12 protein-coding genes are annotated in these 16,556 nt (G+C 70.2%); 3 read left to right on the top strand and 9 right to left on the bottom strand.

Annotated features, from left to right (window positions below):
- Positions 1 to 387: 387 nt before the first annotated feature.
- From IO30_RS0117270 to thyX, 3 genes are all read right to left on the bottom strand, one after another.
- Positions 388 to 2,073 carry a ribonuclease J gene (locus IO30_RS0117270; RefSeq protein ID WP_031143983.1) on the bottom strand — a complete coding sequence of 562 codons (1,686 nt, stop codon included), beginning with the start codon at positions 2,071 to 2,073 and terminating at the stop codon, positions 388 to 390.
- A gap of 114 nt (positions 2,074 to 2,187) precedes the next feature.
- Positions 2,188 to 3,087 (bottom strand): 4-hydroxy-tetrahydrodipicolinate synthase, encoded by a 900-nt coding sequence (dapA, locus tag IO30_RS0117275; RefSeq protein WP_031143985.1) that lies wholly within the window; start codon positions 3,085 to 3,087, stop codon positions 2,188 to 2,190.
- A gap of 200 nt (positions 3,088 to 3,287) precedes the next feature.
- Complete coding sequence (gene thyX / locus IO30_RS0117280) at positions 3,288 to 4,028, bottom strand: FAD-dependent thymidylate synthase (RefSeq protein WP_031143987.1); 741 nt, start codon at positions 4,026 to 4,028, stop codon at positions 3,288 to 3,290.
- 280 nt (positions 4,029 to 4,308) lie between these two features.
- On the opposite strand from thyX, the gene IO30_RS0117285 reads away from it, so the two are divergent.
- Both IO30_RS0117285 and IO30_RS0117290 read left to right on the top strand, forming a co-directional pair.
- Entirely contained in the window at positions 4,309 to 4,548 is a 240-nt protein-coding gene (locus tag IO30_RS0117285) for a hypothetical protein (RefSeq protein WP_031143989.1), read from the top strand.
- 48 nt (positions 4,549 to 4,596) lie between these two features.
- Positions 4,597 to 5,157 (top strand): PH domain-containing protein, encoded by a 561-nt coding sequence (locus tag IO30_RS0117290; protein WP_031143991.1) that lies wholly within the window; start codon positions 4,597 to 4,599, stop codon positions 5,155 to 5,157.
- Between the two features lie 33 nt (positions 5,158 to 5,190).
- Here IO30_RS0117290 and IO30_RS0117295 read toward each other — a convergent pair whose 3' ends face one another.
- The 6 genes from IO30_RS0117295 to eccD form a co-directional block, all read right to left on the bottom strand.
- Complete coding sequence (locus tag IO30_RS0117295) at positions 5,191 to 5,643, bottom strand: hypothetical protein (protein ID WP_031143992.1); 453 nt, start codon at positions 5,641 to 5,643, stop codon at positions 5,191 to 5,193.
- A 3-nt stretch (positions 5,644 to 5,646) separates the two neighbouring features.
- Positions 5,647 to 6,399 carry a 4-hydroxy-tetrahydrodipicolinate reductase gene (gene dapB, locus IO30_RS0117300; RefSeq protein ID WP_031143993.1) on the bottom strand — a complete coding sequence of 251 codons (753 nt, stop codon included), beginning with the start codon at positions 6,397 to 6,399 and terminating at the stop codon, positions 5,647 to 5,649.
- A 25-nt stretch (positions 6,400 to 6,424) separates the two neighbouring features.
- Positions 6,425 to 7,804: a M16 family metallopeptidase gene (locus IO30_RS0117305; protein WP_031143994.1), complete on the bottom strand. Its 1,380-nt coding sequence runs from the start codon at positions 7,802 to 7,804 to the stop codon at positions 6,425 to 6,427.
- On the bottom strand, positions 7,801 to 10,023 hold the full coding sequence (locus IO30_RS0117310) for a polyribonucleotide nucleotidyltransferase (RefSeq protein WP_031143995.1): 2,223 nt from the start codon (positions 10,021 to 10,023) through the stop codon (positions 7,801 to 7,803). The genes IO30_RS0117305 and IO30_RS0117310 overlap by 4 nt, the downstream gene beginning before the upstream one ends.
- A 303-nt stretch (positions 10,024 to 10,326) precedes the next feature.
- Complete coding sequence (gene rpsO, locus IO30_RS0117315) at positions 10,327 to 10,614, bottom strand: 30S ribosomal protein S15 (RefSeq protein ID WP_031143997.1); 288 nt, start codon at positions 10,612 to 10,614, stop codon at positions 10,327 to 10,329.
- Between the two features lie 182 nt (positions 10,615 to 10,796).
- Positions 10,797 to 12,302 carry a type VII secretion integral membrane protein EccD gene (eccD, locus tag IO30_RS0117320; RefSeq protein WP_031143999.1) on the bottom strand — a complete coding sequence of 502 codons (1,506 nt, stop codon included), beginning with the start codon at positions 12,300 to 12,302 and terminating at the stop codon, positions 10,797 to 10,799.
- A gap of 217 nt (positions 12,303 to 12,519) precedes the next feature.
- Between eccD and IO30_RS0117325 the strand changes: the two genes are divergently transcribed.
- On the top strand, positions 12,520 to 16,473 hold the full coding sequence (locus IO30_RS0117325; RefSeq protein ID WP_031144000.1) for a type VII secretion protein EccC: 3,954 nt from the start codon (positions 12,520 to 12,522) through the stop codon (positions 16,471 to 16,473).
- The last annotated feature ends 83 nt before the right edge of the window (positions 16,474 to 16,556 follow it).

Below are 16,556 nucleotides of genomic sequence, written 5' to 3' on the forward strand. Positions count from 1 at the left end.
CACCCTCTCGGGCTTTCCTCCGGGCTTCGTTCTTCGTTTCCGACTCTATCAGACTCTTTCGTGTCCGATTCCCGGTCGAAGCGGGTTTCGCTTTCCAGGATTCCGCTTTCGCGTTTCCCTTTCCGGCGATTCCGACTCTATCAGATTCTTTTCCGTGCCGTTTCCGGTTGGATTCGAATTCAGATGGCCTTCGGAGGGCCTTTCCCTTTCGGGTGGATCAGACTTTATCAGGTCTCCCTGGGTCCGACATTCCCACCCGCTCGCACGACACGTACGGGCACACGTGTGTGCCCGGGTCCGTGCGAGGTGGAGACGTAAAGGTACTGGAGCGGGGCCCCTGGATGCAAATCCAGTTGCCCCGCCCCGGTGTGGCGGCTACCGCGAGGGTCAGACCTCGACGACGACCGGGAGGATCATCGGGCGGCGACGGTAGCCGTCCGAGACCCACTTGCCCATCGTGCGGCGGATGAGCTGCTGGAGCTGGTGCGGCTCGGCCACACCGTCCGCGCCGGCGCGGGCGATGGCTTCCTCGATCTTCGGCAGGACGGACGCGAAGGCCGAGTCCTCGATGCCGGAGCCACGGGCCTGGATGCTCGGGCCGCTGACGACCTTGCCCGTGGTGCTGTCCACCACGACGTAGACCGAGATGATGCCCTCTTCGCCGAGGATCCGGCGGTCCTTCAGGTGCACCTCGGTGACGTCGCCGACCGAGAGGCCGTCCACGTACACGTAGCCCGCCTGGACCTTGCCGGAGATCCGGGCCTTGCCGTCGATCAGGTCGACGACCACGCCGTCCTCGGCGATGACGATGCGGTCCTTCGGGACGCCCGTCTGCGCGCCGAGCTCGGCGTTGGCGCGCAGGTGGCGCCATTCGCCGTGGACCGGCATCAGGTTCCGCGGCTTGCAGATGTTGTAGAAGTACAGGAGCTCGCCCGCCGACGCGTGGCCGGATACGTGCACCTTGGCGTTGCCCTTGTGCACCACGTTGGCGCCCCAGCGGGTCAGGCCGTTGATCACGCGGTAGACCGCGTTCTCGTTGCCCGGGATCAGCGACGACGCCAGGATCACGGTGTCGCCGGGGACGATCCGGATCTGGTGGTCGCGGTTCGCCATGCGGGACAGGGCCGCCATCGGCTCGCCCTGGGAACCGGTGCAGACCAGGACGACCTCGTGGGCCGGCAGGTCGTCGAGGGTCTTCACGTCGACCACGAGGCCGGCCGGGACCTTCAGGTAGCCCAGGTCACGGGCGATGCCCATGTTGCGGACCATCGAGCGGCCGACGAAGGCGACCCTGCGGCCGTACTCGTGGGCTGCGTCGAGGATCTGCTGGATGCGGTGCACGTGGCTCGCGAAGCTCGCCACGATGATCCGGTTGTGGGCGTTGGCGAAGACCGTGCGCAGCACGTTGGAGATCTCGCGCTCCGGCGGGACGAAGCCCGGGACCTCGGCGTTCGTCGAGTCCGAGAGGAGGAGGTCGATGCCCTCTTCGCTCAGGCGCGCGAAGGCGTGCAGGTCGGTGAGCCGCTTGTCCAGCGGGAGCTGGTCCATCTTGAAGTCGCCGGTGGCCACGACCAGGCCCGCGGGGGTCCGGATCGCGACGGCCAGGGCGTCGGGGATGGAGTGGTTGACCGCGATGAACTCGCAGTCGAACGGGCCGAGGTTCTCGCGCTCGCCCTCCTTCACCTCAAGGGTGTAGGGGCGGATGCGGTGCTCCTGGAGCTTCGCCTCGATGAGGGCCAGCGTCAGCTTGGAGCCGATCAGCGGGATGTCCGGCTTCTCCCGGAGGAGGTACGGGACGGCGCCGATGTGGTCCTCGTGGCCGTGCGTGAGGACGATGCCGTCGATGTCGTCGAGGCGGTCCCGGATGGACGTGAAGTCCGGCAGGATCAGGTCGATGCCCGGCTGCTCCTCCTCGGGGAAGAGCACGCCGCAGTCGACGATCAGCAGGCGGCCGTCGAACTCGAAGACGGTCATGTTGCGGCCGATCTCGCCGAGACCGCCCAGGGGGGTGACCCGGAGGCCGCCCTTGGGGAGCTTCGGCGGCGGGCCGAGTTCAGGATGCGGATGGCTCAAAAGTGTCTCCTCACCACACACGCCACGTACCTCGGAAGGCACGTGGCGCGCATGTCATTCGTGCACTTGCTGTTGTCTGTTTCGGTCTTGCGTATTCAGTTGTGAAGTCTGTTATCAGAGCTGTACCCCGCCGGCGGCAAGATCGATCTTGAGCTGCGCCGTCTCTTCGGCGGTCAGCTCGATCATCGGGAGCCTCAGCGGGCCCGCGGGCAGGCCCTGCAGGTTCAGCGCGCCCTTGGTGGTCATCACACCCTGGGTGCGGAACATGCCGGTGAAGACCGGGAGCAGCTTCTGGTGGATCTCGGCGGCCTTCTGGACGTCTCCGCCCAGGTGGGCCTCCAGCATCGCGCGCAGCTCGGGGGTGACCACGTGGCCGACCACGGAGACGAAGCCGACCGCGCCGATCGACAGGAGCGGCAGGTTCAGCATGTCGTCGCCCGAGTACCAGGCCAGGCCGCTCTGTGCGATGGCCCGGCTCGCCTGGCCGAGGTCGCCCTTCGCGTCCTTGTTGGCAACGATACGGGGGTGCTCGGCCAGCCGTACCAGTGTTTCGGTGTCGATCGGGACACCACTGCGGCCGGGGATGTCGTAGAGCATGACCGGCAGCCCCGTGGCGTCGGCGACCGCCGTGAAGTGCCGGAAGAGTCCCTCTTGCGGCGGCTTGTTGTAGTACGGGGTCACGGCCAGCAGGCCGTGCGCCCCGGTCCGCTCGGCCTGGCGGGCCAGCTCGACGGTGTGACGCGTGTCGTTGGTGCCGATGCCCGCGACCACGTGGGCGCGGTCTCCGACGGCTTCGAGTACGGCTCGTACGAGATCGTCTTTCTCCGCGTCGGTGGTGGTCGGCGACTCACCGGTCGTGCCGTTGATGATCAGGCCGTCGTTGCCTGCGTCCACCAGGTGGACGGCGAGCCGCTGCGCGCCGTCGAGGTCGAGTGCGCCGTCCGCCGTGAACGGCGTGATCATAGCGGTGAGGACCCGCCCGAAGGGGGTCTGCGGAGTCGAGATCGGAGCCATGGGTAACACGCTACTCGCTGCCATGCTCGCGGTGTCCCCTCGGGGGACGTCTACAGAGTGTTGGACGCCGGCACTGCCTGCTCGGGGGTTCAAGCAGTGCCGGGTCCGTTTGATCAGCCTAGATGAACTTTACGAAACGCCGCAATACGGACACTTAGGACTTGACCCAGCACATCAGTACGCCACGGGTGTACCGGCCCTTACGGGGCAACGCGCCCGTTGCCGTTGAAGGCTGCGTACGTGAGCGGCATCAGCCGGGCCCAGTGCTGCTCCATCTTCTCGCCGACCATCTCGATCTCCCGCTGCGGGAAGGACGGGACCGCCGCGAGCTCGTGCTGCGTGCGCAGTCCGAGGAAGTGCATGAGCGAGCGCGCGTTGCAGGTCGCGTACATCGAGGAGAAAAGTCCGACCGGCAGGACCGAACGGGCAACCTCGCGGGCCACGCCCGCCGCGAGCATCTCCTGGTAGGCCTCGTAGGCCTGGCGGTAGGAGTCCTCCATGACGCGGCCCGTGAGTTCCTGCTGCGCCGTGGTGCCCTCGACGAAGACGTACTTGCCGGGACGGCCCTCCTGGACGAGCTTGCGCTCGGCGTCGGGGACGTAGAAGACCGGCTCGAGCTCCCTGTAGCGGCCCGATTCCTCGTTGTACGACCAGCCCACGCGGTGACGCATGAACTCGCGGAACACGAAGATCGGCGCGCTGATGAAGAAGGTCATCGAGTTGTGCTCGAACGGGCTGCCGTGGCGGTCCCGCATCAGGTAGTTGATGAGCCCCTTGGACCGCTCCGGGTCCTTCTGCAGCTCCTCCAGGGACTGCTCGCCGGCCGTGGACACGCGGGCGGCCCACAGCACGTCGGAGTCGGCGGCGGAGTGCTTCACCAGCTCCACCGTCACATCACTGCGGAAGCTGGGTTTCAGATCTGAAGCGGCGGTCTCGCTCACCGGGGGTCCTTCCAAACGTGCGTTACCTGGGGCGCGCCCACTCTACGTCGCCCCCCGGCGCTCCCCGCGCAAGTGCCTCGCCGTCCGGGACCGGGCGCCCGCGCCCGCGCTGCCCTCCTCACAGCTGACGCAGCGCCATGAATTTTGGTTAATGTCCCGAATTCAGGCACCGATTGGGGCACCCGTACGTCCTACTCACCAGAGGCACACGCACACCACCGCCGCCACCGCCACACCCGCCACCGCTCAGGTGGACCCGACCGCGAGGAGAGTCACTCCCATGTTCAGCCGGCGCGAACCCGTCCCGTTCGCCTTCGTCGCCGAGGCCGACCGTTTCCGCAGCAACGTCACTCCGCCGCCGCGCGAGAGTCTGGGCAAGACCCAGATCGCCGCCCGTAGTCTGGTCGGACTGACCGTGGTGGCGGGGCTCGTCGGCTCGCTCCTCTTCGGCCTGCCAGCACTGCAGCCGAGCAAGGCACCCGAGAAGTCGCAGCAGTCGCAGGCCTCCGAGGGGCGGTAGCCTCACGGGCACAGCCCAACCGAACGTGCATGTGAGTGAGGTCCAGCCGTGCCCCTGCCCTTCCTGACGGCCGACGGCGTCTTCGACACGGATGACCCCGGCGACGAGGTACTGGCCCACGACGACCAGGACCGCTGGCGGCGTCCCTACCGGCCAGGCCCCTGGCGCGTCGCCATCGCCGCCGTACTGCTCCTGCTGTCCGCCTTCATGCTGCTGGCCACGATGATCATCGCCTTCGCGGGTACCTGGGCGGGCGCCTTCGGCTGCCTGGCCGCCGCGCTCGCCGTCATCGGGGCTGCGGTGCAGATGCTGCGTGCGGGCGTCTGGGTGAACCGCACGGGGCTGCGCCGGGTCGGGTTCTTCGGGACCCGCTCGATCGCCTGGAGCGAGATCACCGAGGTCCGTACGGTCCAGCAGCCCGTGCGCTGGCTCGGGCTGCCGAGGACCGTGCAGGGCCAGGCGCTGACGGTGGCCGGGCAGGGCGGCACGGAGCTGCCGGTGCTGCTGACCGACCACAACGCCGACTTCCTGGCCCGGACCGAGGCCTTCGACCGGGCCGCGGACGCGGTCGAGGCGTGGGCCGAGGAGTACCGGCCGCTGCCCGCCTGAGCGGCGCCGCAGGACATGGAGCCCGTACGGGGATCAGCCCCGTGCGGGCTCCGCGTCGTGCAGGGCGATCGCCCGCTGCATGGCCTTGCGCGCCCGCGGGGTGTCGCGGGCGTCGTGGTAGGCCACGGCGAGGCGGAACCAGCTGCGCCAGTCCCCCGGCGCGTCCTCGGTCTCGGCCTTGCGGCGCGCGAAGACCTCGTCGGCGGAGTCCCGCAGGATCCGGCCGTACTGGTCCCGCTCCAGCTCGTCGACGGGCAGTGCGCCCTCCGCCTCCAGCTCGGTCGCGAGCCGGTTGGCCTTGGTGACGAACTGGGTGTTCTTCCAGAGGAACCACACGCCGATGACGGGCAGGATCAGCACCGTCACCCCGAAGGTGACGGTGAGCCAGGTGCCCTGCTGGATCAGCAGCAGTCCCCGGCTGCCCGCCAGGACGAAGTAGACGACCAGGACGGCAGCCGTGAGGAAGTAGGTGATCTTCGCGCGCATGGCTCAGCCCAGGTCGAGGAAGTGTTCGAGGCCGAAGGTGAGGCCCGGGGTCCGCACGACGCGGCGCACGCCGAGCAGGATGCCCGGCATGAAGCTGCTGTGGTGCAGGGAGTCGTGACGGATCGTCAGGGTCTCGCCCTCGCCTCCGAGGAGGACCTCCTGGTGGGCCAGCAGGCCGCGCAGCCGGATGGCGTGCACCGGGACGCCGTCGACGTCCGCGCCGCGCGCTCCGTCGAGTGCGGTGGCGGTGGCGTCGGGCTGCGGGGCGCAGCCCGCCTCGGCGCGGGCGGCCGCGATGAGCTGCGCGGTGCGGGTGGCCGTACCGGAGGGGGCGTCCACCTTGTTGGGGTGGTGCAGCTCGACGACCTCGACGGACTCGAAGTATCGGGCCGCCTGGGCCGCGAACTTCATGGTGAGGACGGCACCGATGGAGAAGTTCGGGGCGATGAGCACACCGGTCTGCGGGGATCCGGCCAGCCAGGTGTTCAGCTGCGCGAGGCGGTCCTCGGTCCAGCCGGTGGTACCGACGACGCCGTGGATGCCGTGGCGGATGAGGAAGTCCAGGTTCTCCATCACCGAGGCGGGTGTCGTCAGCTCGACCGCGACCTGGGCACCGGCCTCGGCCAGCGTCTCCAGCTTGTCGCCGCGGCCGAGGGCGGCCACCAGCTCCATGTCCTCGGCGGCCTCGACGGCCTTGACCGCCTCGGCGCCGATACGGCCCTTGGCTCCGAGGACTGCCACGCGCAGCTTGCTCATGTTGCTTCCTTACCTACGTACGGAACTATGCGACGGCCTCGTCGAGGCGGGCGGCCTGCTTCTCCTTGAGCGGGCCGATCACCGCGAGCGAGGGCCGCTGGGCCAGTACATCCTGTGCGACCGAGCGGACGTCGTCCGGGGTCACGGAGGCGATCCGGGCCAGCATGTCGTCGACCGACATCTGGTCGCCCCAGCACAGCTCGCTCTTGCCGATGCGGTTCATGATCGCGCCGGTGTCCTCCAGGCCGAGGACGGTCGATCCGGAGAGCTGGCCGATGGCCCGCCTGATCTCCTCGTCGCTGATCCCGTCGGAGGCGACCTTGTCGAGTTCGTCGCGGCAGATCCGCAGCACGTCGTGGACCTGGCTGGGCCGGCAGCCCGCGTACACGCCGAAGAGGCCGGTGTCGGCGAAGCCCGAGGTGTACGAGTACACGCTGTAGGCGAGGCCGCGCTTCTCCCGGACCTCCTGGAAGAGGCGGGAGGACATGCCGCCGCCGAGGGCGGTGTTCAGCACGCCCAGGGCCCAGCGCCGCTCGTCGGTGCGGGCGAGGCCGGGCATGCCGAGGACCACGTGGGCCTGCTCGGTCTTGCGGCCCACCAGGTCGACGCGGCCGGAGGTGCGGATGCGCTTGGTGCCGGTGCGCGGGCCGATCGGCTCGGCATCGGCGCGGCCGAGGGCTCCGGCCTTCTCGAACGCGGCACGGACCTGGCGTACGACCTTGTTGTGGTCGACGTTCCCGGCTGCGGCCACGACCAGGTGGGTCGGGTCGTAGTGCTTCTTGTAGAAGCGGCGGATCCGGTCGGCGCCGAGGGCGTTGATCGTTTCGACGGTGCCGAGGACGGGACGGCCCAGGGGGGTGTCGCCGAACATGGTCTGCGCGAAGAGGTCGTGCACGCAGTCGCCCGGGTCGTCCTCGGTCATCGCGATCTCTTCGAGGATGACCCCGCGCTCGGCGTCGACGTCCTCCTCACGGATCAGCGAACCGGTCAGCATGTCGCAGACGACGTCGATGGCCAGCGGCAGGTCCGTGTCGAGCACGCGCGCGTAGTAGCAGGTGTACTCCTTCGCCGTGAAGGCGTTCATCTCGCCGCCGACCGCGTCGATCGCGGAGGAGATGTCCAGGGCACTGCGCTTGCCGGTGCCCTTGAAGAGGAGGTGCTCCAGGTAGTGCGTGGCTCCGTTGAGCGTGGGCGTCTCGTCGCGGGAGCCCACGTGCGCCCAGATGCCGAAGGTCGCGGAGCGGACCGAGGGCAGCGTCTCGGTGACGATGCGCAGTCCGCCGGGCAGGACCGTGCGCCGGACGGTGCCGATGCCGTTCTGCCCCTTGAGCAGGGTTTGGGTACGGGCGACGGCCCGCCCCTCCGAAGAGGGGCGGGCCGTCACACGGGAACTACGCGACGTCACTTGTCGGAGTCGTCCTTGTCAGCCTCGGCGTCGGCGGTCTCGCCGTCGATCACGGGGATCAGGGAGAGCTTGCCGCGGGAGTCGATCTCGGCGATCTCGACCTGCACCTTGGTGCCGACCGCGACGACGTCCTCGACGTTCTCCACGCGCTTGCCACCGGCGAGCTTGCGGATCTGCGAGATGTGCAGCAGGCCGTCCTTGCCCGGCATGAGGGAGACGAAGGCACCGAAGGTGGTGGTCTTGACGACCGTACCCAGGTACCGCTCGCCGACCTCCGGCATGGTCGGGTTGGCGATGCTGTTGATCGTGGCGCGGGCGGCCTCGGCGGCCGGGCCGTCGGCGGCACCGATGTAGATGGTGCCGTCGTCCTCGATCGTGATCTCGGCGCCGGTGTCCTCCTGGATCTGGTTGATCATCTTGCCCTTGGGCCCGATGACCTCACCGATCTTGTCCACCGGGATCTTGACGGTGATGATCCGGGGGGCGTACTGGGACATGGCGTCCGGCGTGTCGATCGCTTCCATCATCACGTCGAGGATGTGGAGGCGGGCGTCGCGGGCCTGCTTGAGGGCGGCGGCCAGGACGGAGGCCGGGATGCCGTCGAGCTTGGTGTCCAGCTGGAGCGCGGTGACGAACTCCTTGGTGCCGGCGACCTTGAAGTCCATGTCGCCGAAGGCGTCCTCCGCACCGAGGATGTCGGTGAGGGCGACGTAGTGGGTCTTGCCGTCGATCTCCTGCGAGATCAGGCCCATGGCGATACCGGCGACGGGGGCCTTGAGGGGCACACCGGCGTTCAGCAGCGACATGGTGGAGGCGCAGACCGAACCCATGGACGTCGAACCGTTGGAGCCGAGGGCCTCGGACACCTGGCGGATCGCGTAGGGGAACTCCTCGCGGGACGGGAGGACCGGCACGATCGCGCGCTCGGCGAGCGCGCCGTGGCCGATCTCGCGGCGCTTGGGCGAGCCCACGCGGCCGGTCTCGCCGACGGAGTACGGCGGGAAGTTGTAGTTGTGCATGTAGCGCTTGCGGGTCACCGGGGAGAGGGTGTCCAGCTGCTGCTCCATGCGGAGCATGTTCAGGGTGGTGACGCCCAGGATCTGGGTCTCGCCACGCTCGAACAGCGCCGAGCCGTGCACGCGCGGGATGGCCTCGACCTCGGCGGCCAGCGTACGGATGTCCGTGACGCCACGGCCGTCGATGCGGACCTTGTCCTTGATGACGCGCTCGCGCACCAGGGCCTTGGTCAGGCTGCGGTAGGCGGCGGAGATCTCCTTCTCGCGGCCTTCGAAGGCCGGGAGGAGCTTCTCGGCGGCGAGCTCCTTGACGCGGTCCAGCTCGGCCTCGCGGTCCTGCTTGCCCGCGATGGTCAGCGCCTGGGAGAGCTCGCCCTTGACGGCGGCCGCGAGGGCCTCGTACACGTCGTCCTGGTAGTCCAGGAAGACCGGGAACTCGCCCTCGGGCTTGGCGGCCTTGGCGGCCAGGTCGGCCTGGGCCTTGCAGAGGACCTTGATGAACGGCTTCGCGGCGTCGAGACCGGCGGCCACGACCTCCTCGGTCGGCGCCTCGGCGCCGCCCTTGACGAGGGCGATGGTCTTCTCGGTGGCCTCGGCCTCGACCATCATGATCGCGACGTCGCCGTCGTCCAGGACGCGGCCCGCGACGACCATGTCGAAGACGGCGTCCTCGAGCTCGGTGTGCGTCGGGAAGGCCACCCACTGGCCGCGGATCAGCGCGACGCGGACGCCGCCGATCGGGCCGGAGAAGGGCAGGCCGGCCAGCTGGGTGGACGCGGACGCGGCGTTGATCGCGACGACGTCGTACAGGTGGTCGGGGTTGAGCGCCATGATCGTGGCGACGACCTGGATCTCGTTGCGCAGGCCCTTCTTGAAGGACGGGCGCAGCGGGCGGTCGATCAGGCGGCAGGTGAGGATCGCGTCCTCGGAGGGGCGGCCCTCGCGGCGGAAGAAGGAGCCGGGGATCTTGCCCGCGGCGTACTGCCGCTCCTCGACGTCCACCGTCAGGGGGAAGAAGTCGAGCTGGTCCTTGGGCTTCTTCGACGCGGTGGTCGCGGAGAGCACCATCGTGTCGTCGTCCAGGTAGGCAACGGCGGAGCCGGCGGCCTGGCGGGCCAGACGGCCCGTCTCGAAGCGGATGGTGCGGGTGCCGAAGGAACCGTTGTCAATGACGGCCTCGGCGTAGTGGGTCTCGTTCTCCACTAGCGTTTTCTCCATTTTCGTCGTCTCCGTCCGCCGCCCGTGTGGCGGTGGACGGTTGCGGAGAAGCGCTCCTGGCCTGGGGGCCGGTCTTCGATCGAAGCACCCGGTTCGGTGCCCGCTGGGGGCTTCCGGGTGCCACTACCGAGGACCGGCGGCGTAGGGAGGGCGCTCCTCCTCTTCAGTTGTGCACGTCTTCTCAGACGCTCACGTGCGTAGTTTCCAGACTACAAAGGGTCCGGTCCGTCCCGCACGTACAGCAAAGGGAGCGGCCCCCGGATGTGGGAACCGCTCCCTCCACAAGCTTTACTTGGCGCCGGCCGCACCGCGGCGGATGCCGAGGCGCTCGACCAGCGTACGGAAGCGCTGGATGTCCTTCTTGGCCAGGTACTGCAGCAGGCGGCGACGCTGGCCGACCAGGATCAGCAGACCACGACGGGAGTGGTGGTCGTGCTTGTGCGTCTTGAGGTGCTCGGTCAGGTCAGAGATGCGGCGGGACAGCATCGCGACCTGGACCTCGGGAGAGCCGGTGTCGCCCTCCTTGGCACCGAACTCGCTGATGATCTGCTTCTTCGTAGCGGCGTCGAGCGGCACGCGTACTCCTCGTTTTAGGTCTTCAGTGCCACCGAGTGCCCCAGGTCGAATTCTCTGGGGATCTTCCGTAACTCGGGAGGCGGGGTCCGCTGAGCGCAGTCCACAGACCCTTGGGCAAGGATCCGGGGGCGCGTACACAAACGGCCGTCACACAGCGTACCAGGCTGCCGATGGGCCCCGTCTCAGCTGGTGAGAGCGCGGGCCCTGGAGTAGACGTCGAGCACGGCCAGGGCCAGGGGCACCAGGCTGAGCAGCACGGCCGCCTCGGTGAGGTCGAGCAGCCGCCCCCAGAAGGGTGACAGACCCTTGCGGGGAATGACCAGCGCAATTCCGGCGAGGAGGGCCGCGCCGGCGATGACGGCGGCGGACAGCCAGATCGTCCGCAGGTCCAGGCCGCCGCGGTCGTGGTCCACGACGAGGGCACGGACCAGCTCGGCCGGCGGGTTCAGGGACAGGCCCAGGATCAGCAGGCCGAGGGCGGCGAGACCGGCGACCAGCGCGCACACCACCTGCGAGGTGTAGCGGAAGAGCCGGGCGCGCAGCAGCATGGCGAGGCCGGTGGCCAGGGCGAGCAGCCGGCCCCAGGTGTTGTCGGAGAAGCCGAGGACGGCGGCGGAGCCGACGGCGACCGCGGCGCAGCCGCCGACCAGGCCGAGCAGCATCTCGTGGCCGCGGCGGGCCTGGGCGGCGATGGCCTCGGCGTCGAGGGGGGCGCCCTGGTCGTGCTGGTCGGAGCCGGACTGGTCACCGTACGGCTCGGTGTCGTAGCGCTCCGGGGTCTCGTACTCCTCGATGGCGCTCTGCGGGGCGGCGTAGCCGATGGGCAGGCGGGCGAAGCGGGCGGAGAGGCCGGGCAGGAACGCGACCAGGCCGATGGCGACGGGCGCGCAGACAGCCGCGGTGGACGTGGCGGAGGCCTCCGCGGTGATGGCGAGGAAGGTGGCCAGGGTGCCGGTGGCGGCGAGGAAGGTGGCCGCGACGAAGGGGGCGTCCCCGCTGGGGGTGAGCGCGACCAGGGCCACGGAGGCGATCAGTACGCAGACGCAGCCGAGCAGGAACTGGAGGCGGCCGGGTCCGTGGCCCGCGGCGGGCGCCACGATGCCGGAGCCGGCGATCAGCAGGTGCGGGAGGGCACCGAGGCCGAGCGCCACGGCGGAGGCCCGGTCCCGGTAGACCCGGGCGCGCACTCCGGCCACGGCGGTGAGCAGGACTCCGACGGCCGCGGCGATGACGCCGGGCAGGCCGTGCATGTCGTGGCGGACGGGGTCGGCGTACCAGAGGACGAAGCCGAGCAGGACGAGCAGGACGGCGGCGCCGGCCAGGCCCGCGCCGCGCAGCATGTCGTCGCTCCAGCGGTGGCGGTCGCGCACGACGGCGGAGGCGACCGCGTCGGAGACGTCGTCGAAGACGGCGGGCGGCAGGGACTCGGCGAAGGGGCGCAGGCTGAGCACCTCGCCGTCGAGGACCTGCTGGGCGGCGAGGGTGCGGGCGCCGTCGAGGACGGCGCCGGAGCGGCGGACCAGGTGGAAGCCGGTGGGTGCGCCCACGGGCTGGGTCTGGCCGGTGAGGCGCAGCAGTTCCGGGTAGACGTCGGCGACGGCGATGTCCTCGGGGAGGGCGACGTCGATCCGGCTGTCGGGAGCCACGACGGTGACCCTGCAGAAGCCCGTCGTTGCGGCCGTACTCACCTGTGTGACCCCCTGGTTGGCGACTGATCGGCGCACCGGGTGCGGTGAGTTCCACACCGGATTCGCGGATGCGCATGCTGCGCGCGCCACCCTACCGGGCATATGGCCGACTGTCGGCAAGTAGGATCACCGTCGCATGGAGGAGACCCCCTCCGTGCCCGGGACTTGGGGGCGCCGGTTACGACGTCCCGTCCGTTTTCGAGGGATTGATGCTCCGGTGAGCCAGATCGTCGTCAAACGCCCGCCACGGTCCCTGCCGCCGGAAGTTCCATCGGAGGAGCTGCGGCTGGAGGCTCCGCCGGAACTCCCGCGGGGGCAGCAGGAGGGCATGCTGATGCAGCTCCTGCCGATGCTCGGCATGGGCTCCTCGGTCGTGTTCTTCTTCATGCCGGGTGCGGCCCCGTTCATGCGCATCATGGGCGTGCTGATGCTGGCGTCCACCGTGGGCATGGTCATCGCCCAGCTGGTGCGCTTCCGTCGCGGTACGCAGGGGCAAATGGCCGACGTGCGCCGGGACTACCTCAAGTACCTGTCCCAGACGCGCCGTCAGGTGCGCCGCACCGCGCGCTCGCAGCGCGACGCGCAGCTGTACCTGCACCCGGCTCCCGAGCAGTTGTGGTCGGTGGTCGCCGAGGGTTCGCGCCTGTGGGAGCGGCGGGTCGGCGACGGGGACTTCGGGCAGGCCCGGCTGGGGCTGGGTCCGCAGCGGCTGGCAACTCCCCTGGTGGCCCCGGACACCGCACCGGTGGACGAGCTGGAGCCGCTGACGGCGGGCGCGATGCAGCGCTTCCTGAAGGTGCACTCCTCGCTGGACGGGCTGCCGGTGGCGCTGTCGCTGCGGGCGTTCTACCACGTGACGGTCTCCGGGGAGCCGGATTCCGCGCGCGGGACGGCCCGGGCGCTGGTGGCGCAGCTGGCGACGCTGCACTCCCCCGAGGACCTGGTGGTGGCCGTGGTGGCCGCGCCGGGCGCGAGCGCCTCCTGGGACTGGACGAAGTGGCTGCCGCACGCGCAGGTCCCCGGGCAGGTCGACGGGGCCGGTACGAAGCGGCTGTTCGGCGACGACCTCGGCGAGCTGGAGACGCTGCTGGGCTCCCGGCTGGAGGGGCGTCCGCGGTTCAGCCGGGATTCCTCCCCGGTGCTGGACCAGCCGCACCTGGTCGTCGTACTGGACGGCGGCATGGTGCCGCCGGACTCGGCGTTCGCCGCGGCCGAGGGTCTGCAGGGAGTGACCATCGTCGAGGTGGTCGCGGGCGAGCTGGACGAGCCGCGCGGCGGGCTGTCGGTCGTGGTGCGGCCGGGCCGGCTGCGGCTGGAGTCGGGCATGGGGATCGTCTACGAGGGCACCCCGGACTCCCTTTCGGTGCCCGCGGCGGAGGCGCTGGCCCGGCAGCTGGCGCCGCTGCGCACCGGCGGCGGGGACGACGACGAACCGCTGCTGGCCAATCTGGACTTCACGGACCTGCTGAACCTGGGCGACGCCGCCTCCGTCGACGTGGCCCGGACCTGGCGTCCGCGGTCGGCCGGTGAGCGGCTCCGCGTGCCGATCGGTGTCGGCGAGGACGGCTCGCCGGTGATGCTGGACCTGAAGGAGGCGGCGCAGGAGGGCATGGGCCCGCACGGGCTGTGCGTGGGCGCGACCGGTTCCGGCAAGTCGGAGCTGCTGCGCACCCTGGTGCTGGGCCTGGCGGTCACGCACACCTCGGAGACGCTGAACTTCGTACTCGCCGACTTCAAGGGCGGTGCGACCTTCACCGGCATGGGGCAGATGCCGCACGTCGCCGCCGTCATCACGAACCTCGCGGACGACCTCACGCTCGTGGACCGGATGGGCGACTCCATCCGCGGCGAGCTGCAGCGCCGTCAGGAGCTGCTGCGCTCGGCGGGCAACTACGCGAACATCCACGACTACGAGAAGGCCCGCGCGGCCGGCGCCCCGCTGGAGCCGCTGGCCTCCCTGGTGCTGGTGATCGACGAGTTCAGCGAACTGCTGACGGCGAAGCCCGACTTCATCGACATGTTCATCCAGATCGGCCGCATCGGCCGTTCGCTGGGCGTGCACCTGCTGCTGGCGTCCCAGCGGCTGGAGGAGGGCAAGCTGCGCGGCCTGGACACGTACCTGTCGTACCGGATCGGTCTGCGGACCTTCTCGGCGTCGGAGTCGCGGACGGCGATCGGCGTGCCCGACGCCTACCACCTGCCGTCGGTGCCCGGTTCGGGCTACCTGAAGTTCGGCACGGACGAGATGACCCGCTTCAAGGCGGCCTACGTGTCGGGCACCTACCGCTCGGGCGGACCCGACCTGTCGGTGGGCCTGTTCCCGGTGGAGCGGCGGCCCGCGCTGTTCACGGCGACTCCGGTGCCGGTGGTGTACGCGGCCCCGGACCCGGCGTACCTGGCGGCGCAGCCGACGCGGGAGGACGACGCGCTGGCGGACACGGTGCTGGACGTGATCGTGAGCCGGCTGGAGGGGCAGGGGGTGCCGGCGCACCAGGTGTGGCTGCCGCCGCTCGACCAGGCACCCCCGCTGGACCAGTTGCTGCCCGCACTGGCGCCGTCCGCGGAGCGCGGTCTGCATGCGGAGGGGTACACGCGGCCCGGCGGGCTCGTCGTACCGCTCGGCCTCATCGACAAGCCGTTCGAGCAGCGTCGCGAGGTGCTCTACCGGGACTTCTCCGGCGCGGCGGGCCACATGATGGTGGTCGGCGGTCCGCAGTCGGGCAAGTCGACGATCATGCGCACCCTGATCGCCTCGTTCGCGCTCACGCACACCCCGCGCGAGGTACAGTTCTACGGGCTGGACTTCGGCGGCGGCAGCCTCTCCTCGCTCGCCGAACTGCCGCACGTGGGCGGGATCGCCTCACGGCTGGACCCGGAACGGGTGCGGCGTACGGTCGCGGAGGTCGGGGGCATCCTCAACCGCCGCGAGGAGTTCTTCCGCTCGAACAACATCGACTCCATCACCACCTTCCGGCGCCGCCGGGCCGCCGGCGAGCTCCCGGGCGAGCCGTGGGGCGACGTCTTCCTGATCGTCGACGGCTGGGGCGGCTTCCGCAACGAGTACGAGGGTCTGGACCAGGTCGTCACGGACATCGCGTCGCGCGGTCTGGGCTACGGCATCCACGTGGTGATCACCGCGGCCCGCTACATGGAGGTGCGGCCCGCGCTCAAGGACCAGATGCTCGGCCGGCTGGAACTGCGGCTGGGCGACACGATGGACTCGGAGTTCGACCGCAAGGTCGCGGCCAACGTGCCCCCGGGGATGCCGGGCCGCGGTCAGGTGCCGGAGAAGCTGCACTTCCTGAGCGCGCTGCCGCGGATCGACGGCTCGCACGAGGCGGAGGACATCTCCGAGGCCACCGCCGCGTTCGTGTCGGCGGTCAAGCAGCACTGGACGGGGGCCTCGGCTCCAGGGGTGCGGCTGCTGCCGCGGCTGCTGCACGCGGACCAGCTGCCCCGGGGCGGGGAGCACCCCGAGCGCGGGATCGCCATCGGCATCGACGAGACAGCCCTGGAGCCGGTCTACATCGACTTCGACGCGGACCCCTTCCTGCTGGTCTTCGGCGAGAGCGAGTCCGGCAAGACGAACCTGCTGCGGCTCATCGCCCAGCAGATCGCCGAGCGCTACACCCCCGACCAGGCCCGTCTGGTCGTGGGCGACTACCGGCGGAGCCTGCTCGGGGCGCTGCCGGAGGAGCACCTGCTGGAGTACGCGCCGATGGCGAGCTCACTGCAGATGCACATGGAGGCGCTGGGCGGGGTGTTCTCCCGGCGCCAGCCGCCGGCCGACGTCACCCCGCAGCAGCTGCGCGACCGCAGCTGGTGGACCGGTCCCGACGTGTTCATCATCATCGACGACTTCGACCTGGTGGCCACCAGCCAGGGCAATCCGCTGGCGCCGCTGGTGGAGTTCCTGCCCTTCGCACGGGACACGGGCGTCCGCTTCATCATCGCGCGCAACTCGGCGGGTGCTTCGCGTTCGCTGTACGAGTCGTTCATGCAGCGGATCAAGGAGCTGGGCGCGCAGGGCATCCTGCTGTCCGGTGACCCGTCCGAGGGCGACCTGGTCGGCAACGTGCGGCCGCGTCCGATGCCGCCGGGCCGCGCCTACTTCGCCACGCGCAGGCGCGGTACCTCGCTGGTGCAGCTCGGGCGGATGCCGCAGCAGTAGGCGGCGGCCGCGGCGGGCCCCGGACCTGCGGGGGCGCATCGGGCGGAATCCCGCCCGGTGCGCCGCGACAGCACCGATACTCG

Origin of the sequence: Streptomyces xanthophaeus, assembly GCF_000725805.1 — a bacterium.
GTDB classification, from domain to species: Bacteria; Actinomycetota; Actinomycetes; order Streptomycetales; family Streptomycetaceae; genus Streptomyces; species Streptomyces xanthophaeus.